Raw genomic sequence first — 17254 nt, forward strand, 5'->3', positions numbered from 1 at the left:
GTGGATCGCGCCGCCAAGCGAACGCTCACGAACACCGATCGTTAACCAACTCAGGGGGAAATCGGGGCTTCCATCGGAGCCGACGATCCCATGAGCGACACCCAGGTCCAGATCGACGCCGCCCGCCTGGCGCTGACCGAGCCTGAGGCGCGCAACGGCGTCATGGGGACGCTGGCCGCCGCCAGCCTGGCGGCCTGTGCGGCCGTGCTGCTGGCGGGCGTCATGATCCTGGGGCCGGGCGTGGCCATTGAGGATGGGCCGCCGCCGTCGAGCAGCCAGACCTTCTAGATTTCGCCGGCCGTATTGAGCGGCGCGCCCAGTTCGAAACGCCAGGCGTCCTCGGCGGCGCGCATGGGAGCGCGGGCCTTGGCCTCGGTCTCGGCGAACTCGGCGGCGGGGTCGCTGTCGGCGACGACGCCGGCGCCGGCCTGAACGAAGACCTGGCCGTCGGCGAACATGGCGGTGCGCAGGACGATGCAGATGTCCGCCTCTCCGCCCGCCGAGATATAGCCGACGCCGCCGCCATAGCCGACGCCGCGCTTCTCGGTCTCCAGCTCGTCGATGATCTCCATGGCCCGGACCTTGGGCGCGCCGGACAGGGTGCCGGCGGGCAGGGCGGCCAGCAGGGCGTCGACGGCGTCGATGTCAGGGTGGGCCCGGCCCTCGACGTTGGAGACGATGTGCATGACCTGGCTGTAGCGTTCGACGACGAAGCTCTCGGTCACCCTGACCGTGCCCGGCGCAGCGACACGGCCCACGTCGTTGCGGCCCAGGTCGAGCAGCATCAGGTGCTCGGCCCGCTCCTTGGGATCGGCCAGAAGTTCGGCCTCCAGCGCCTTGTCCGCTTCGGGCGTGGCGCCGCGTCCACGGGTGCCGGCCAGCGGTCGAATTGTGACGCCGCCGTCCTTGAGCCGGACGAGAATTTCCGGGCTGGAGCCGGCCAGCTGGAAGTCGTCGAAGTTGAGGAAATACAGATAGGGCGAGGGGTTCTGGCGGCGCAGCGAGCGGTAGAAGGCGAACGGATCGCCCGACCACGGCGCGCGGAAGCGATGGCTGAGGACGACCTGGAAGATATCCCCGGCGGCGATATAGCCCTTGGCGGCTGCGACGAGGTCGCCATAGCCGGCTGCGTTCACAGGCGAGCGGAAGTCGAGGCTGGCGGCCGGCGCGGCCGCGCCACGGGCCACGAGCGGGCGACGCAGACGGGCTTCGAAGTCGTCGAGACGGGCCTCGGCCGCAGTCACGGCCTTCGCTGGATCGACCTTGCCCGGCCAGACCGGGGCCATGACGACGATCTCGTGCTTCACGGAGTCGAAGACGGCCACGACCGACGGGCGGGTCAGGACGGCGTCTGGCAGGTCGAGCGGATCGGGATTGGGCGCGCCCAGCGGCTCCAGCAGGCGCACCATGTCGTAGCCGAAGACACCGAACAGGCCGGCGGCCATGGGCGGCAGGCCTTCGGGCAGGTCGAAGCGGGTCTCGGCGATCAGGGCGCGCAAGGAGTCCAGCGCGCCGCCGTCCTGTGTCGAATAGCGCTTCGCCGCCACATCCGGTCCGCGCGCGATCGAGGCGACGCCGTCGCGGCAGCGCCAGACCACGTCGGGCTCCAGCGTTATGATCGAATAGCGACCGTTCAGTGCGCCGCCCTCGACCGATTCCAGCAGGAAGGCGTGGGGCCGGCCCCAGCCCACCTTGAGATAGGCCGAGACCGGGGTTTCGAGGTCGTCGACGATCCGGCGCACGACGACCTGGGGCCGGCCTTGCGTCAGTCCCGCGATGATCTCCGCGCGATCGGGCTCCGCGCCGCCTTGGATCATTGAGCGGGAGCGGTCGGCGGGGTCGCGCCGGGAACCGGCGCCGTCACCCCAAGCGCCTCGATGGCGCGGACGGGGTCGTTCTCGGCCCTGGAGGCGCGGGCGGCGGCGGCGACAAGGCCCTCGCCGGCTCCATTGAGGAGTTCCTGGGCCAGACGGGCGCGGATCTGGTCGGCGACAGGCGCGGCGAGAGCCGCCGTGGGCGCGCGAACCGCATCCACGCGACCGACGACAAAGGCCGTCTCCGAGGCCGGGCCGGTGAAGACCTGACCGCGGCCCTGTCCGAACAGGCCGCCCAGCACGCCGTCGCCGAGTGCGCCCTGGGCTTCGGCATTCTGTTGCACGCCCGCACGGGTCGTCAGGGTGGCGCCGGCCGAGGCCGCGACAGCCGCGATGTCCTCGCCGCCACGCACGCGGGCGGCCAGCTCCTCGGCCTTGCTGGTCAGGCGGCGGGCGTTCTCACGCGCGATCCATTGCTGGGCCAGCGGCTCGCGCACGTCGGCGAGGGTCGGCAGGGCGGCGGGCTGGATGTCGTCCAGGCGCAGGACGAAATACTGGCCCTGACCAGAATCGATCACGTCGGACTCGGCGCCCTCAGTCAGGGCGTAGGCGCTCTGGGTGATCTGCGGCGGCGCATTCATCGGCTGTCCGTCGGGCAGGCGACCGTCCTGGGTGAAGGGCGGCAGTTGCACGATGCGGGCGCCGACTTCGCGCACGGCGTCGGCCAGAGGCTTGCCGTCGGTGCGGGCCTTTTCATAGGCCTCCACGCGGCTGAAGATCCGGGCCTTGGCGTCCTCTTCCTGCAGTTCGGCGACGACCGCCTCGCGGACGCCTTCCAGCGTCGCAGGCGCGCCGGGCGTGACGGAGACCAGCTTGGCGACCGTGAAGCCGACACGGCCCTGGATCGGGGCAGAGACCTGGCCGGCGGTCAGGCCGAAGACGGCGGTGCCCACAGCGGGGTCCGGCACGGCGCTCTGCGGCTGGGCCGCGTATTCGGCCGGTTGAATGCGGTTGGCCTCGGCCACAGCCGTCGGCGACTGACCGGCGCGCAGGGCGGCGGCGATGCGATCTGCGCCGGCGCGATCGGGCGCGGTCAGGGTGGTGAAGGTGCGGCGTTCGGGCGTCGACAGACCGTCCTTGCGGAAGTTGAAGCGCTCGACGATGCGGGCTTCGGGGATTTCCGGGGCGGCCGCGCCGGCGGCGTCGTTGAACAGGACGACCGAGGCGATGCGGAACTCGGGACGACGCAGCTGGGCGGCGTTCTCGTTCATGAAGGCGGTCAGCTGGGCGTCCGTCGGCGCGCCGGCGGTTCCGGCCATGGCCTGGGTCACGTTGAACCAGCGGCCGTCACGCAGTTCCAGCGCACGACCGGCGATCAGGGCGCCGTAGATGCGCGGCGAACGGATGCCGGCCTGGACGGCGCTGCCGAAATGTTCGGTGACGGCGGCGTCACGGAACTCGTCTTCCAGCTGGACCGGCGAGTAGTTCTGTTGCGCCAGGGTCTGCTCGTACTGGGCCTGGTCGAAGGCGCCCGTGATCTGGTTGAAGAAGGCGGGGATCTCGCGAATGCGCTTGATGATGAGGGATTCGTCCGGGCGGATCCCGACCTTGCGCGCCCACTCCAGGAAGCCGAGGCGCTGGGTCTGGGCTTCAAGATAGCGGACGTGGACGTTGGCGTTGACCAGGTCCTGGGTCGTCAGGGGGCGGCCTTCCTGTTCCGAGGCGTTGGTGCGGATGCGCTCGAAGTCGGCCCTGAACTGGGCCGCGTCTACCGAGCGTTCGCCGGCCGAGATCACATGCTGGGCGCCCAGACTTTTGAACACGTCCGTCTGGGAGCCGCCGACGACGGCGAAGCTGATGATCAGCAGGGCGAACAGGGCGACAGCCCATTTCGACTTGGCGAAGTCACGGAACACGGAAATCATCGAAGGGGCCTGAAGGTCGGACGGCGAAGAGCGCCACCGCGCCGTATAGGGGAGGGGGCCGTCGCCCCGCAAGCGCCCGACGTGCTGGAGACTTGGCAGCGCGCGAGACGGCGCCTAGACAGAGCGCATGAAACAATCCGTGAAGTTGATCGTCGGCAATTGGAAGATGAACGGCGTGGCCGCCGATCTGGCGGGCGCCGTCGCCCAGATGCTTGCTGACCTGACCGCCGCTCCCGCCTCGGTGCGCGCCGGCCTGTGCCCGCCAACGACCCTGATCGACCGCATGGTTCAAGCCATCGACGGCGGCCCGATCGCGGTCGGAGGGCAGGACTGCCGCGTCGAGACCAGGGGCGCCTTCACCGGCGGCATCTCGGCCGAAATGCTCGTCGATGCCGGCGCGACAATGGTCATCCTGGGCCACTCCGAGCGCCGTCAGGAGTTCGGCGAGAGCGACGCCCTGGTGTCCGACAAGGTCGGGGCTGCGTTGCGGGCCGGGCTCATGCCGATCATCTGCGTCGGCGAGACTCTGGCGCAGCGGGAGGCGGGCGAAGCCGCCTCGGTCGTGCGCGGCCAGATACTGGGGTCGCTGAACGACGCGCTGACCGGGCAGGACTGGGCCCTGGCCTACGAACCGGTGTGGGCCATCGGCACAGGGCTGACGCCGACGCTGGAGCAGATCGCGGAAATCCACGCCGCCGCGCGCGACGCCATGGTCGAACGGCTTGGCGACGGCGGTCGCGCCGCGCCGATTCTGTACGGCGGCTCGGTCAATCCCGGGAACGCCCGCGACATCCTGGCCGTCGAAGAGGTCGGCGGCGCACTGGTCGGCGGCGCCTCGCTGAAGTCTGCCGATTTCCTGGCTATCATCCGGGCAGCCGAACCGGCCAGCGTTGCCGCCGGCTGACAAGGATGATAGACGCCGCCGCTTGATCGGCGGTCGTCCGCCACACATGTAAGCCCCCATGCTCCAGACCATTCTCCTCGTCGCCATGATCATCATCTCGATCGCCCTGTCCGGGGTGATCCTGCTGCAGCGCTCCGAAGGCGGCGCGCTGGGCATGGGAGGAGGCCCCTCGGGCTTCATGACCGCCCGTGGCGCGGGCAATCTTCTCACCACCACGACCTGGTGGCTTGGCGGGCTGTTCGTGGTCTGCGCCATCAGCCTGACCATTGTCGGCAACATGGAACGGGCCAATCGCTCGGTCGTGGACGCCGACGCCGTCGGTTCGATCGCGCTCGACACGGCACCGGCTGCCGGACAGCAGACCGCTCCGGCCGAAACGGCTCCTGCTGCCCCGGCCGCGCCGTCGCTCGACGACCTGGAAGCCAGCCTGCCGACGGCCGGCGCCGCCCCGGCCTCCGCGCCGGCGCAATAAGGTGGCGGCGGGGAACACCCTCCGCCGCTCCTCCCGCCCCCAACACCTCCGCTCCGGACCTGCGCCGGGGCGGAGTTTTGTTTTCAACAGCTGGATCGCGATGCGGTCCGCAGCGACAGCCCGAATCAGGGCTAAGGTGATGCCCCGTGGCTAGATATGTATTCATCACGGGCGGCGTGGTTTCCTCGCTGGGCAAGGGGCTGGCGTCTGCGGCTCTCGGCGCATTGCTTCAGGCGCGCGGCTACAAGGTCCGCCTGCGCAAGCTCGACCCCTATCTGAACGTCGATCCGGGCACGATGAGCCCGTACCAGCACGGCGAGGTGTTCGTGACCGATGACGGGGCGGAGACCGACCTCGACCTCGGCCACTACGAACGCTTCACCGGCGTCTCGGCGGCGCGGTCCGACAACATCACCACCGGCCGGATCTATTCGACCATCCTCGAGAAGGAACGGCGCGGCGACTATCTGGGGGCCACGGTGCAGGTGATCCCGCACGTCACCGACCAGATCAAATCCTTCTGCCTGACGCCCGCCGTGACGGACGAGGGCGAGGACGTCGACTTCGTCCTGGTCGAGATCGGGGGCACGGTCGGCGACATCGAAGGCCTGCCCTTCTTCGAGGCCATCCGCCAACTGGGTCAGGACCTGCCGCGCGGCCAGTCCTGTTTCGTCCACCTGACCCTGCTGCCCTTCATCAAGACCGCCGGCGAGATGAAGACCAAGCCGACGCAGCACTCGGTCAAGGAGCTGCGCTCGATCGGCATCCAGCCCGACATCCTGCTGTGCCGCTGCGAATTCCCGATCCCCGAGGACGAGAAGCGCAAGATCGGCCTGTTCTGCAACGTCCGCCCGTCCGGCGTGATCCAGGCGATGGATTCCGAGGACATCTATGCGGTGCCGCTCGACTATCACCGCGAGGGGCTGGACGCCGAGGTCCTGGCCCATTTCGGCATCACCGATGCGCCGGCGCCCGACATGAGCGGCTGGAACGAGATCGTGCGTCGCCGTCTGCAGCCGGACGGCGAGGTCACGGTCGCCGTGGTCGGCAAATACACGGTGCTCAAGGACGCCTACAAATCCCTGATCGAGGCCCTGCATCACGGCGGCGTCGCCAATCAGGTGAAGGTGAACATCGACTGGGTCGAGGCCGATACCTTCGAGGGCGACCGTCAGGCCTGCGAAGACCGGCTTCAGGGGGCGCATGCCGTTCTGGTGCCCGGCGGCTTCGGAGAGCGCGGGGCCGAGGGCAAGATCGAGGCGGCCCGCTTCGCCCGCGAGCGCAACATCCCCTATTTCGGCATCTGTTTCGGCATGCAGATGGCGGTCATCGAGGCGGCCCGGAACCAGGCCGGCTATCCCAAGGCCTCCTCGACCGAGTTCGGGCCGACCGAAGAGCCGGTCGTCGGCCTGATGACCGAATGGACTCAAGGCAACCAGCGGGTCCTGCGCCAGCAGGGCGGGGACCTGGGCGGCACCATGCGACTGGGCGCCTATGATTCGACATTGGCTGAAGGGTCCCGGATCGCGGAGATCTACGGCACGACCGCGATCAGCGAACGGCACCGCCACCGCTACGAGGTCAACATCAACTATCGCGACGCGATCGAGGACAAGGGTCTGATCTTCGCCGGCCTGTCGCCCGACGGCGTCCTGCCCGAGACGGTCGAGCGCAACGACCACCCCTGGTTCATCGGCGTCCAGTACCACCCGGAACTGAAAAGCCGGCCGTTCAAGCCCCACCCACTGTTCGCCAGCTTCATCGAAGCGGCTGTGGTGCAGAGCCGGCTGGTCTGACGGTCAGTTCGCCTCGACCGGGTCGCTCAGCGCGGCATCACCGCCGCGAGCTGCGCCCGAAGCGCTGCATCCGCGGCAAGTAAGGGTCGCGGCGGCTCGGCCTCGGTCAGGCCGAGCAGGTTGGCGGCGGCATACATCAGCCGAAGACTTCCGTGCGTCCGGACCAGGTCCCAGAGCCCGGCGAAGGCGGCGTCGAGGCGGCCGGCTTCCTCATGGTCGCCCTTCATCGCCGCGGCGGTCACGGCGGCGGCCTGTTCCGTGAACAGTCCGCCTGCGACGCTGAACCAGCAGTCCGCATCCGCCAGCAGAGCCTCCTTGCAGCCCCAGTCGCCGCTGTAGCCGATCGACAGTCGGGGCGCCGCCTGGCGATAGAGCGCCAGATCCGTTGCGATGTCGCCGGACGGGAGCGGAAGCTTGATCGCCGCGATCGTCGGAAGGGCCGCCAGCCGAACCACGAACTCCGGGCGGAAGGTGAAACGTGTCGTTCCCGGATTGCTGTAGATGCACAGAGGCAGGTCGCTTTCAGACGCCACGGCGCGAAAATGCTCGAAGACCTCATCTTCTGTCAGCGGCGTATAGCTGACCGGGGCGAGCAGCAGGCCGGCGGCTCCCTCGGCGACCGTATCGCGAACCAGCGACCGGGCGTCGTCTGTACGCATGGCCCCGACGCCGACCATCACCGGGAGGGATGTAGCCTGAACCGCTGTCGCCACGGCCCGGCGCCGTTGCTCCTGATCAAGGAACATATAGGTCCCGGTGCTGCCCAGGAGGCCGACGGAGTCCGCGCCGCCCTCTTCGATGCGACGCACCAGGCGGCTCAGATCGGTCGCGATGACCTCGCCCGCCGACGTCATCGGCGTGATCGGAAAAGCGGAAAGGCCTGAGAACAGTCGCATGGTTCGACTTCACGATGCCGGTGCAGTGGAGCCGATGCCGATGGCGCAGGACAATCAGGCTTGGCTTCTGTTTGTGACGAAGCGCCGCCACTCGATGTGTGGCGGACAGGGTGGGATTCGAACCCACGGCAGGCTTTCACCTACGGCGGTTTTCAAGACCGCTGCCTTAAACCACTCGGCCACCTGTCCGGCTGGAGAGGGGGCATAGCAGCGCATCGCGCGTTAACCAAAACGGAAATCGGTTCGGCGATGATTTCGCCATGTCGATTTCTCCGGTTCTCCTCCGCCGCGCCTCGAAGGCCTCGGTCATCATCGCCGCGACGGCCTTGCTGGCGGCCTGCGCCAGCGCGGGGGCGACGAACGCGCCGACGCGGCTGGCCGAGGGACCGCGCCCGTCGCGGTCAGCGCCGACCTCTGCGCCTGTCGTGACCGACCCGGCCCCGATCGTGTCGGGGACCATGCGCCGCTATCAGATCCGGGGACGCTGGTACCAGCCGGAGGAACAGCCGGACTATGACGTCGTCGGCCTGGCCTCCTGGTATGGCGACCAGTTCAACGGCCGCCCGACCGCGACCGGCGAGCGGTTCGACATGCATGAGCTGACGGCCGCTCACAAGACGCTGCCCCTGCCGGGACTGGTCGAGGTGACGAACCTGGCCAACGGTCGTCGCGTGGTGCTGAGGGTCAACGATCGCGGCCCCTTCGTCGACGACCGGATCATCGACCTGTCGCGCGGGGCGGCCGAGGCGCTGGATATGCTGAGCCGGGGCGTGGGAGAGGTCAGGGTCCGCTATCTGGGTCGCGCCCCGCGTCTGGGCGGTGGAACGGTGCTGCAAGTCGCCGAGGCCGCGCCGCCGCCTCCGGTCGCCCCGCCGCCGGTCGATGCCGGGCAGAGGTACTGGATCGAGGTCGCCGCCTATCGCGACCAGCCGCAAGCTCAGTCCGTCGCGGGGAGAATCGGTCGCTCCGCCCGCGTCCAGGCCGCCAGCGATCAGAGCATGTTCCGCGTCCTGATGGGCCCATGGAACGACGCTGACGCCGCCGAACGCGCCCGGCGGTCGGTCATGGCCGACGGATTCGCCGACGCCCTGTTGATATCGGCGCGTTAGACCGCCTGCGCCCTTGGCCCCGGCGGTCCGGGTCGCCATTGTGCGTCGGTGACCCGAGGACAATTCATAACGCTTGAGGGCGGGGAGGGGACCGGCAAGTCCACCCAGGCCGCCAGACTGGTCGCTCGCCTGAAGGCGCGCGGCATCGATGTCGTGCACACGCGCGAACCCGGAGGCTCGCCCGGCGCCGAGGAGATTCGCCACATCGCCCTGAACGGCGACGCGGGCCGCTGGTCGCCGCTGACCGAGACCCTGCTGATGTTCGCCGCCCGCAGCGACCATCTGGAGAAGACCGTCCGGCCCGCGCTGGAGGCCGGCCGCTGGGTCGTCTGCGACCGGTTCGCCGATTCCAGTCGCGCCTATCAGGGCGCCGGCGGCGGCGCCCCGGCCGAGTTCATCGAAAGCCTCGACGCCGCCATCGTCGGCGACGATCAGCCGGACCTGACCCTGATGTTCGATCTGCCGGTCGAGGTGGGTCTGGAGCGGGCTCTGGCACGCGGCGCGACGGAGACGCGGTTCGAATCCAAGGGGCTGGAGTTCCATCGCCGCCTGCGCGACGGCTTCCTGTCCGTGGCGGCTCAACACCCGGAACGCTGCCGTCTGATCGACGCCACCGGAGAGCCCGATGCTGTGTCCGAACGGGTCTGGCGCGCCATCGAGCCGATCCTGCCGTGAGCGAACATCCGCGCGACCGGTTCGACCTGATCCCGTCGATGGAGGCGGAGACGGCGTTCGTCGAGGCCGTGGATCGCGGACGGCTGCACCACGCCTGGATGGTCTGCGGTCGCGAGGGCCTGGGCAAGGCGACCTTCGCCTATCGGGCCGCGCGGCGTCTGCTGGGCGCGGCGCCCGATCCGTCACGAGGGCCGCTCGGCGCACGGCCGTCCGATCCGGTCAGCCAGTTGATCACGGCCCAGTCCCATCCCGATCTGCTGGTGCTGGAGCGGCTCGTCGAGGGCGGCAAGACCAAGAAATCGATCTCGGTGGATCAGGCGCGCGACCTGCCTGAGTTCTTCTCAAAGAGCCCGTCGCGAGCGGCCTATCGCGTGGCGATCATCGACGCGGCGGATGACCTGAATCTCAATGCAGCCAATGCCTTGCTGAAGGTTCTGGAGGAACCGCCTGAGCGGGGTGTGCTGTTCCTGGTCACCCATGCGCCGGGCCGGTTGCTGGCCACCATCCGGTCGCGCTGCCGCCGCATGACCTTCCAGCCCTGGCCCGAGCCCGAGATCGCCGGCTTGCTGGCGCGCCAGACTGAACTGGATCGCGACGAGGCGGTCCGCATCGCCGGCATGGCGCGCGGATCGCCGGGCGCGGCCCTGTCTCTGGCCACGGCCGCCAATCTTGAACTGGACCGGCTGGCGCGCCGCTGGGTCGATGAGGGGCCGGTGGATCGGGCGGAGGCCCTGTCCCTCGCCGACGGTTTCCGGGGCGCGGAGGGTCAGGCGCGGTTCGAGGCGCTGATGGACCGGCTCGCCGCCGCCGTGAAGGCGCGGTCACTGGCACAGGGAGGGCAGGGGGCCGCCTGGGCCGATCTGTGGGCCCGGTTGACCGAGGCGCCCGATCGGGCGGTCGCCATCAATCTCGACAAGGGCGACCTGCTGGCCGGGGCCCTGGCGGATCTGGCGCGCGTCAAGCGGATGGCCGGCTGATGCTGATCGACAGCCACGTGAACCTGCACGCCGTCCAGTTCGACGAGGATCGCGACGCCGTCATCGCCCGCGCCCGCGAGGCCGGCGTCCAGATGATGGTCGAGATCTCCGACAAGCTCTCGACCTTCGAGGCGACCCACGGCCTGGCCATGGCCCACCCCGACATCTGGTGCACCGTCGGCGCCCATCCGCACGAGGCGAAGGATCATACGGCCATGACGGCCGACGACCTGATCGCCCTGGCGCAGCGGCCGCGCGTGGTCGGGATCGGTGAATGCGGCCTCGATTTCCACTACGATCTCAGCCCGCGCGAGGTTCAGGCCGAGGTCTTCCGCGTCCATATCGAGGCGGCGCAGGCGACGGGCCTGCCGCTGATCGTCCACACGCGTGAGGCCGATGCCGAAATGGCCGCGATCCTGCGCGAAGGGCAGGCCAGGGCGCCGTTCCGATTCCTCATGCATTGCTACACCTCGGGTGCGGAACTCGCGGAACAGGCAGCGGAAATGGGCGCCTGGTTCTCGATTTCGGGCATAGCCACATTCAAGGCGGCCGAAGATGTGCGCGAGGTCATACGCGCCATGCCGGCCGACCGGATCATCGTCGAGACCGACTGTCCGTATCTCGCGCCCGTGCCGCATCGGGGCCGCCGTAATGAGCCGGCCTATGTGGGCCATGTGTTGCAGGCCCTGGCCGACATTCGAGGCTGGAGCCGGGAGGAGGCGGAGTCGCGCACGACCGACGCCTTCTTCACCCTGTTCGACAGGATCCCGCGACCATGACCGGAGCGGCGAGCGGCGAACTTGAGATCACCCTTCTGGGCAGTGGCTCATCGGGCGGCGTGCCGCGTGGCGACGGCGACTGGGGCGCCTGCGACCCGAGCGAACCGAAGAACAGACGCTCGCGCTGTTCAGCGCTGGTTCGGCGGCATGGTGCGGACGGCGACACGACCGTGCTGATCGACACGTCTCCGGACCTGCGTGAACAGATGCTCAGAGCCGGTGTGAAGTCGGTGGACGCCGTTCTCTACACCCATGACCACGCTGACCAGACCCACGGTATCGACGACCTGCGGGTCTTCGCCATCAGGGGGCGTCGCCGGATCCCGGCCTGGATGGACCAGGCGACACGCGACGCGCTCGTGCCGCGCTTTCCGTACATCTTCGAGAGCCATCAGGGTTATCCGGCCATCCTCGATCTTTGCGATATTCCGGAACATGGCGCGCAATGGTCGGTCGACGGCGCTGGAGGCTCTGTGCCGATCGTGACCTTCGACCAGGGTCACGGGCCGATCCTGTCTGTCGGATACCGGACGGGATCGGTCGCATATTCCAGCGACATCGACGCCCTGGACGACGCAGCGTTCGAAGCCCTGGCCGGATGCAGCCTATGGATCGTCGATGCGCTGCGCTGGACGGCGCATCCGACGCACAGCCACGTCGACCGGACGCTGGCATGGATCGCGCATAGCGGCGTCGAGCGCGCCGTGCTGACTAACCTGCACATCGATCTGGATTACAACGCCTTGTCGGATCTTCTTCCGGAAAACGTCGAGGTCGGTTTCGACGGCTGGACCGCCAGGGCGCCCATCTGATGGCTCTTCTGACATCCACAATTTCGCATAATATATCTTAGGCGCAAACAGGAAACGCCCTCATGGCCGGTCTCAAGGACAAACGCGGCTTCATCGACAAAGACCGTCTGGACCTCTCCGAGCGTCAGGCCGTCGAATACTGGATGAAGCGCTGGGGCGTGACCCGCGACCAGATCACCGCCGCCCACCGCAAGGCTGGCCGCATGGTCAAGGACATCGCCGCCGAGTTGGGCAAGAAGCGCTGACCCTGCTCAGGCCGCCACGCCGAACAGGCGCCCGACCCCGGCCGTGACCGCCAACGCCAGAGCCCCCCACAGGGCGACCCTCAGTATTCCTCGCATCAGCGGCGCCCCGCCTGCCCAGGCCCCCAGGCCGCCGAGAAGGACCAGGAAGAAGAGCGCCGCGGCGCTCACGGCCCATGCCAGGCTCGAAACCGGCGCCAGAAGTGCGACCAGAAGCGGCGCCGCCGCTCCCAGCGAGAACGTCAGGGCGGAGGTGACCGCCGCCTGCACCGGTCTGGCCGAGGTCAGCTCCAGAATTCCCAGTTCATCGCGCGCGTGAGCCGCCAGCGCATCGTGGCTCGTCAGCTGCGCCGCGACCTCGCGCGCCAGGTCATCCGACAAGCCGCGTCCGCGATAGATGCCCACCAGTTCCTCGATCTCGCTGTCGGGGCTCATTTCGAGCTCAAGGCGCTCGCGGGCGAGATCCGCTTTTTCGGTGTCGGACTGAGAGCTCACAGAGACATATTCGCCGGCCGCCATCGACAGGGCGCCGGCGACCAGAGCGGCGACCCCTGCCGTCAGGACGGCTCCATGACCCGCGCCGGAGGCCGCGACCCCGACGATGAGACTGGCGGTCGAAACGATCCCGTCGTTGGCGCCGAGGACGGCGGCGCGCAACCAGCCGATCCGGGACACGGAGTGAAATTCGCGGTGGGTCAGGGCTCTCATCGGGCGACCAGACGTCGGCGCGACCGAGCGGTCAAGCGCCTACAGGTGGATCGTTCGCCCGTAGGCGTCCAGCGCCGCCTCATGCATGGCCTCCGACATGGTCGGGTGCGGATAGACGATGCCGTGGATGTCTTCCTCGGTCGCTTCCATGGTGATGGCTGTGACATAGCCCTGGATCATCTCGGTGACCTCGTGGCCGATCATATGGGCGCCGATCAGGGCCCCGGTCTTCGCATCGAAGATCACCTTGACGAAGCCATCGACCTCGCCGGCCGCCACGGCCTTGCCGTTCACACGGAACGGGAAGCGGCCGACCTTGACCTCGCGTTTGGCTTCGCGTGCGCCCTGCTCGGTGATCCCGACCGAGGCGACCTGGGGCTGGGCGTAGGTGCAGCCGGCGATCGGCGAGACGACGTTCGGGGTCTTGTAGCCGGCGATGTATTCAGCAGCGTGGATGCCTTCGTGGCTGGCCTTGTGCGCGAGCCAGGGCGCGCCGGCGCAGTCGCCTATGGCGTAAAGGCCCTTCACATTCGTGGCGCAGTGGCCGTCGATGGTGATGTGGCCGCGGTCCATGTTGACGCCCAGCGCCTCCAGACCGATGCCGTCGGTGTTGGCGGTGATGCCGACCGCCGAGATGCAGACCTCGGCCTCGAGCGTTTCGGACTTGCCGTCCTTCTCGATGGCGACCTGGACCCCCTTCCCGGCTTTGGACACCTTCGTGACCTTGCAGCCGAGACGGAACTTGATGCCGCGCTTTTCGAACGATTTCTGGGCGGCCTTCGAGACCTCTTCGTCCTCGACCGGCATGATGCGATCGACCGCCTCCACCACGGTAACTTCAGCGCCTAGCGCCCTGTAGAAGCTGCCGAATTCGATACCGATGGCGCCCGAGCCGATAACCACGATAGAGGCCGGCATCTTCTTGGGGGCCAAAGCTTCGCGATAGGCCCAGATCCTGTCGCCGTCGGCTTCCAGGCCGATCTGCGGGATGGCCTTGGCGCGCGCGCCGACGGCCAGCATGACCGACTTGGCCTCGACCTTGCGCGTTCCGCCGGCCTTCAGATCGATGACGACCTTCGGAGCGGCGACGCCCTTCTCCAGCCTGGCCGAGCCCTCGATCACCTCGATCTTGTTCTTCTTCATCAGGAAGGTGACGCCCTTGTTCATCGTCGCCGCCACGCCGCGCGAACGCTGGATGATAGCGTCGAAGTCGAAGGTCGCGCCGGAGGCCGACAGGCCATAGTCCTTCAGGTGGCTGAGGCTCTCGAACTTCTCACCCGACTTGAGCAGGGCCTTGGTGGGGATACAGCCCCAGTTCAGGCAGATGCCGCCCAGGTTCTCGCGCTCGACGATGGCGACCTTCTGGCCCAGCTGGCTGGCGCGGATCGCGGCCACATAGCCCCCGGGGCCCGAACCAATGACGATGAGATCGAAGTCGGCCAAGTCGAAGCCTCCGCTGCAAGATCATGGGGTTGTAGCGGCCCCTGCCCTCCGCTGAAAGCTTGGCCTTCCGGCTCGTAACCAGCCGTGACCGGAACTCAGGCCCGCATCCAGGTCATGAAGGCCTTCCAGTCCATCACGGTCGTGTAGATGACGAGGGCGGCCGGCAGGAGGATTGCGAAGACGTAGATCAGCATATGGATCCCGCCTCGCCACAAGGCCTGGGCCCAGAACATTCCGTAGTATTTTGAGGCCGCCAAGGTGAAGTAGGCCAGGTACGGGAAGGCCAGCAGTCCTGCGGACAGGTTGAGACCCTGACTGTTGAGCGCCGACAGACCCATAGCCAGCAGGAAGGCGACGGCGTGGGCCCACATGGCGAAGATGACGTGCTCAAGGAACAGCCGCCGTCGACCAAAGAACGGCATCAGCGCCAGGGCGTAGAGCGGCATCAGGAGCCACAATACATTGGGCAGCCAGGCCGAAACCCGGGCGCCCCACCGCGCCTCGTCCTCATTGGCCGCCAGTTCGTAGCGCATCGCCTCGCGCTCCTCCGCCGTCGCCGCTGTCTCGGCCCCGCGGGTCAGGGCTGCCACGACTTCAGGGTCGATTGCGGGGTCGATACGGGACTGGAGCCATCGATCCTGTTCGGTCGCACCAAGGACGGTGACTTCCATGGTCGCAGGGTCGTAGTTCGCTTCGACCGACGTCCCCGGTCGATCAACCTTCCAGACGTACTGGAACAGGGTTGTGTCACTGAAATTCAGGACCGTGAGAAACAGGGCCGTAGAAGCCACGAAGAGCTTCAGCGGCGTGACGTAGAGCGATCCCGCCCCGCTGCGATAGGCCTCCAGCAGCCGACCGGGCCGCACGGCCAGTACCGCCAGCGTCCGCGCCAGTTTGCTGTCGATCGGGCTGTAGGAGGTGGCGACCTCCATCGCCATCTCGCGCAACGGGGCCGGTTTCACACGCGAATCCTGACCGCAGGCATGACAGTAGCGTCCAGCCAGGGGCGATTCACAGGCCGCGCAGATGCTCGGTTCAGCCGTCATGGTTCGCCCTCAACCCTCGGACGACACTTTAGAAAAATCAGAGTTTCCCGCGCAAGCGAAACCGGATGGCTACTCCCGGCCCAACTGGGCCGTCGACGCCAGGCTGGCGGCGCAGGTCTCGCTCATCCGGGCGACGCCGTCCCGAACCCGGTCCACCGTCGCGGGCAGGCCCGCCAGGGTCGCAGCGTCCGGGCGCGCCCAGGCGACGTCAATCATCGCAGAAGCCGCCGTGCCGTGGGCGTTCAGGCTGATCGCGGCGTCGGACACTGACTTTGGATACAGGATCTGGATCTCGCGAACATTGCGGGCGAAGGCCTTTTGCGCCGTCCTGATTTCCTCGCTGGTGCGAGTCTCCTCGGGGCCGAAAACGGCTTCGTTGATCTCGGCGCTGGCCCCCATGACCTGTCGCGCGTCGATGAAGGCGCGGGCGTCCGCCAGCCTGTCCCAGAAGGCCGTGCCGGTTTCCGAAATCGACAGACAGGCCTCCAGCTGCCGCTCGAAGATGCGCGCCCGGGCGTTCTCCGCCGTGGCGCCGAGGACGGTGAAGGCGCTCCAGATCGCGGTGCCGCTGGTGATGATGCCGATGCCGGTCGCGGCCCATTCGATGAATTGGCGAAACTCCGGGCGGGCTGCTCCCGTTTCCGCGATCGCCGCTGGCTCTCCCGCGTCAGACATCAAACGCCCCTGCCGTCCCTTGTCACGATGCGGCCGCTGTCGCCGGCGCGGGCAGGTCCTCTGCCCGGGCGGTCATGACCCCGCTGGCCACCGTGCACAGGATGGCGATCAGGAAGGCCCAGTGCTGAAGGCCGCGCCAGAAGCCGACGCTCAACGGCGCCACGCTGTGTCGACCCAGATCGACAAGCGGCAGACGGTGTTTGAGGATGTCGTCACCCTCCGCCTCCTTTGGCAGATGCAGAATCAGGCGGGCTCCCGCTACGCCGGCGACGACCAGAAATCCCAACGCAGCGAGCAATGCCGTCCGGGCCGGATCCCCGACATCGATGGTGGTGCTGACCTTGTCGAGTCCCACGGCCCCGATGACGATCGAGCCGACGCTGAGCGTCGTGCTGTGTAGAAACTGCGCGGATCTTTCGAGCCTGTCGGCGTCCATCTGCGGGCCCTCCCCCCAAAGCGAACGTGCGCCAACTCGCCAACCGGCGCAATCTGGATGCGTCAGATGACCTTGTCGATTTCCGGAGCGATGTCAGCGGGCTCGATCTGCGGCGCGAAGCGGGCGATCACCCTGCCCTCGCGGTCGGTCAGGAATTTGGTGAAGTTCCACTTCACGTCGCGCATGCCGAGAAAGCCGCGCTTCTGCCGGGTCAGCCAGTCGTAGAGCGGATGGCGGTTCGGCCCGTTGACCTCGACCTTGTCGAACATCGGAAAGCTGACGTCGAAGGTCGAAGAGCAGAAGGCGGCGATCTCCGCCGCCCGACCCGGCTCCTGGGCGCCGAACTGGTTGCAGGGGAAGCCCAGCACCTCGAACGACTGGTCGGCATATTGGCGATGCAGGGCCTCGAGCCCGGCGTACTGGCCGGTGAAGCCGCATTTCGACGCGGTGTTGACGATCAGCAGCGCCTGGCCCCGGTACCGGTCCAGCGAGACCTCGGTCCCGTCGATCCCGGTGGCGGTGAAGTCATAGACCGACGCCGTCAT

Annotated in this window: 19 protein-coding genes and 1 tRNA gene; 10 read left to right on the forward strand and 10 right to left on the reverse strand. The window is 68.0% G+C overall.

Annotated elements, in window-relative coordinates; translation table 11 throughout:
- Positions 1–90 precede the first annotated feature (90 nt).
- A complete protein-coding gene (locus ACW17Y_RS07855) occupies positions 91–288 on the forward strand; it encodes a peptidoglycan-binding protein (RefSeq protein WP_492038178.1) in 198 nt (65 codons plus the stop codon).
- Here ACW17Y_RS07855 and trpE read toward each other — a convergent pair.
- The gene (gene trpE, locus ACW17Y_RS07860) at positions 285–1817 is read right to left on the reverse strand and encodes an anthranilate synthase component I (protein WP_492038179.1); all 1533 of its coding nucleotides are present in this window, start codon (positions 1815–1817) and stop codon (positions 285–287) included. The genes ACW17Y_RS07855 and trpE overlap by 4 nt on opposite strands.
- The gene (locus ACW17Y_RS07865) at positions 1814–3739 is read right to left on the reverse strand and encodes a peptidylprolyl isomerase (protein WP_492038180.1); all 1926 of its coding nucleotides are present in this window, start codon (positions 3737–3739) and stop codon (positions 1814–1816) included. The genes trpE and ACW17Y_RS07865 overlap by 4 nt, the downstream gene beginning before the upstream one ends.
- A gap of 127 nt (positions 3740–3866) precedes the next feature.
- On the opposite strand from ACW17Y_RS07865, the gene tpiA reads away from it, so the two are divergent.
- The 3 genes from tpiA to pyrG all read left to right on the forward strand — a co-directional run bounded on the left by tpiA (position 3867) and on the right by pyrG (position 6911).
- Positions 3867–4643, forward strand: coding sequence for a triose-phosphate isomerase (gene tpiA / locus ACW17Y_RS07870; protein WP_492038181.1), 777 nt, complete (start codon positions 3867–3869; stop codon positions 4641–4643).
- Positions 4644–4701: 58 nt separating this feature from the next.
- Positions 4702–5115 (forward strand): preprotein translocase subunit SecG, encoded by a 414-nt coding sequence (secG, locus tag ACW17Y_RS07875; protein ID WP_492038182.1) that lies wholly within the window; start codon positions 4702–4704, stop codon positions 5113–5115.
- A gap of 146 nt (positions 5116–5261) precedes the next feature.
- Positions 5262–6911, forward strand: a complete 1650-nt coding sequence (pyrG, locus tag ACW17Y_RS07880; RefSeq protein WP_492038183.1) for a CTP synthase — start codon at positions 5262–5264, stop codon at positions 6909–6911.
- A gap of 26 nt (positions 6912–6937) precedes the next feature.
- Here pyrG and ACW17Y_RS07885 read toward each other — a convergent pair whose 3' ends face one another.
- Positions 6938–7807, reverse strand: coding sequence for a dihydrodipicolinate synthase family protein (locus ACW17Y_RS07885; protein ID WP_492038184.1), 870 nt, complete (start codon positions 7805–7807; stop codon positions 6938–6940).
- 99 nt (positions 7808–7906) lie between these two features.
- Positions 7907–7996 (reverse strand) — tRNA-Ser (locus ACW17Y_RS07890).
- Between the two features lie 71 nt (positions 7997–8067).
- On the opposite strand from ACW17Y_RS07890, the gene ACW17Y_RS07895 reads away from it, so the two are divergent.
- The 6 genes from ACW17Y_RS07895 to ACW17Y_RS07920 all read left to right on the forward strand — a co-directional run bounded on the left by ACW17Y_RS07895 (position 8068) and on the right by ACW17Y_RS07920 (position 12404).
- Positions 8068–8916, forward strand: coding sequence for a septal ring lytic transglycosylase RlpA family protein (locus ACW17Y_RS07895; RefSeq protein ID WP_492038185.1), 849 nt, complete (start codon positions 8068–8070; stop codon positions 8914–8916).
- A gap of 48 nt (positions 8917–8964) precedes the next feature.
- The gene (gene tmk, locus ACW17Y_RS07900) at positions 8965–9591 is read left to right on the forward strand and encodes a dTMP kinase (RefSeq protein ID WP_492038186.1); all 627 of its coding nucleotides are present in this window, start codon (positions 8965–8967) and stop codon (positions 9589–9591) included.
- The gene (locus ACW17Y_RS07905; protein WP_492038187.1) at positions 9588–10568 is read left to right on the forward strand and encodes a DNA polymerase III subunit delta'; all 981 of its coding nucleotides are present in this window, start codon (positions 9588–9590) and stop codon (positions 10566–10568) included. The genes tmk and ACW17Y_RS07905 overlap by 4 nt, the downstream gene beginning before the upstream one ends.
- Positions 10568–11347, forward strand: coding sequence for a TatD family hydrolase (locus ACW17Y_RS07910; protein ID WP_492038188.1), 780 nt, complete (start codon positions 10568–10570; stop codon positions 11345–11347). Before ACW17Y_RS07905 ends, ACW17Y_RS07910 begins: the two co-directional genes overlap by 1 nt.
- Positions 11344–12159, forward strand: a complete 816-nt coding sequence (locus tag ACW17Y_RS07915) for an MBL fold metallo-hydrolase (RefSeq protein WP_492038189.1) — start codon at positions 11344–11346, stop codon at positions 12157–12159. The genes ACW17Y_RS07910 and ACW17Y_RS07915 overlap by 4 nt, the downstream gene beginning before the upstream one ends.
- A 62-nt stretch (positions 12160–12221) precedes the next feature.
- Positions 12222–12404, forward strand: coding sequence for a DUF3606 domain-containing protein (locus tag ACW17Y_RS07920; RefSeq protein ID WP_013269402.1), 183 nt, complete (start codon positions 12222–12224; stop codon positions 12402–12404).
- 6 nt (positions 12405–12410) lie between these two features.
- On the opposite strand, the gene ACW17Y_RS07925 is transcribed toward ACW17Y_RS07920, so the two are convergent.
- The 6 genes from ACW17Y_RS07925 to ACW17Y_RS07950 all read right to left on the reverse strand — a co-directional run bounded on the left by ACW17Y_RS07925 (position 12411) and on the right by ACW17Y_RS07950 (position 17254).
- Complete coding sequence (locus ACW17Y_RS07925; protein WP_492038190.1) at positions 12411–13109, reverse strand: VIT1/CCC1 transporter family protein; 699 nt, start codon at positions 13107–13109, stop codon at positions 12411–12413.
- A gap of 39 nt (positions 13110–13148) precedes the next feature.
- Positions 13149–14552: a dihydrolipoyl dehydrogenase gene (lpdA, locus tag ACW17Y_RS07930; protein WP_492038191.1), complete on the reverse strand. Its 1404-nt coding sequence runs from the start codon at positions 14550–14552 to the stop codon at positions 13149–13151.
- A 95-nt stretch (positions 14553–14647) separates the two neighbouring features.
- A complete protein-coding gene (locus ACW17Y_RS07935; RefSeq protein ID WP_492038192.1) occupies positions 14648–15514 on the reverse strand; it encodes a DUF3667 domain-containing protein in 867 nt (288 codons plus the stop codon).
- Between the two features lie 153 nt (positions 15515–15667).
- Positions 15668–16273 carry a hypothetical protein gene (locus tag ACW17Y_RS07940; protein ID WP_492038193.1) on the reverse strand — a complete coding sequence of 202 codons (606 nt, stop codon included), beginning with the start codon at positions 16271–16273 and terminating at the stop codon, positions 15668–15670.
- Positions 16274–16295: 22 nt separating this feature from the next.
- Positions 16296–16709, reverse strand: coding sequence for a hypothetical protein (locus tag ACW17Y_RS07945; RefSeq protein ID WP_492038194.1), 414 nt, complete (start codon positions 16707–16709; stop codon positions 16296–16298).
- A gap of 62 nt (positions 16710–16771) precedes the next feature.
- Complete coding sequence (locus tag ACW17Y_RS07950) at positions 16772–17254, reverse strand: glutathione peroxidase (RefSeq protein ID WP_492038195.1); 483 nt, start codon at positions 17252–17254, stop codon at positions 16772–16774.

The sequence above is a fragment of the Brevundimonas sp. AVps7 genome (genome assembly GCF_058681545.1).

Excerpts from the sequence above, each read along its gene's own strand:
- trpE (WP_492038179.1), bottom strand. The coding sequence starts at position 1,817 with ATGATCCAAGGCGGCGCGGAGCCCGATCGCGCGGAGATCATCGCGGGA.
- ACW17Y_RS07865 (WP_492038180.1), bottom strand. The coding sequence starts at position 3,739 with ATGATTTCCGTGTTCCGTGACTTCGCCAAGTCGAAATGGGCTGTCGCC.
- ACW17Y_RS07910 (WP_492038188.1), top strand. The coding sequence starts at position 10,568 with ATGCTGATCGACAGCCACGTGAACCTGCACGCCGTCCAGTTCGACGAG.
- ACW17Y_RS07925 (WP_492038190.1), bottom strand. The coding sequence starts at position 13,109 with ATGAGAGCCCTGACCCACCGCGAATTTCACTCCGTGTCCCGGATCGGC.
- ACW17Y_RS07950 (WP_492038195.1), bottom strand. The coding sequence starts at position 17,254 with ATGACGGCGTCGGTCTATGACTTCACCGCCACCGGGATCGACGGGACC.
- ACW17Y_RS07920 (WP_013269402.1), top strand. The coding sequence starts at position 12,222 with ATGGCCGGTCTCAAGGACAAACGCGGCTTCATCGACAAAGACCGTCTG.
- ACW17Y_RS07940 (WP_492038193.1), bottom strand. The coding sequence starts at position 16,273 with ATGTCTGACGCGGGAGAGCCAGCGGCGATCGCGGAAACGGGAGCAGCC.
- ACW17Y_RS07895 (WP_492038185.1), top strand. The coding sequence starts at position 8,068 with ATGTCGATTTCTCCGGTTCTCCTCCGCCGCGCCTCGAAGGCCTCGGTC.
- tpiA (WP_492038181.1), top strand. The coding sequence starts at position 3,867 with ATGAAACAATCCGTGAAGTTGATCGTCGGCAATTGGAAGATGAACGGC.
- secG (WP_492038182.1), top strand. The coding sequence starts at position 4,702 with ATGCTCCAGACCATTCTCCTCGTCGCCATGATCATCATCTCGATCGCC.
- ACW17Y_RS07855 (WP_492038178.1), top strand. The coding sequence starts at position 91 with ATGAGCGACACCCAGGTCCAGATCGACGCCGCCCGCCTGGCGCTGACC.
- ACW17Y_RS07915 (WP_492038189.1), top strand. The coding sequence starts at position 11,344 with ATGACCGGAGCGGCGAGCGGCGAACTTGAGATCACCCTTCTGGGCAGT.
- ACW17Y_RS07945 (WP_492038194.1), bottom strand. The coding sequence starts at position 16,709 with ATGGACGCCGACAGGCTCGAAAGATCCGCGCAGTTTCTACACAGCACG.
- ACW17Y_RS07885 (WP_492038184.1), bottom strand. The coding sequence starts at position 7,807 with ATGCGACTGTTCTCAGGCCTTTCCGCTTTTCCGATCACGCCGATGACG.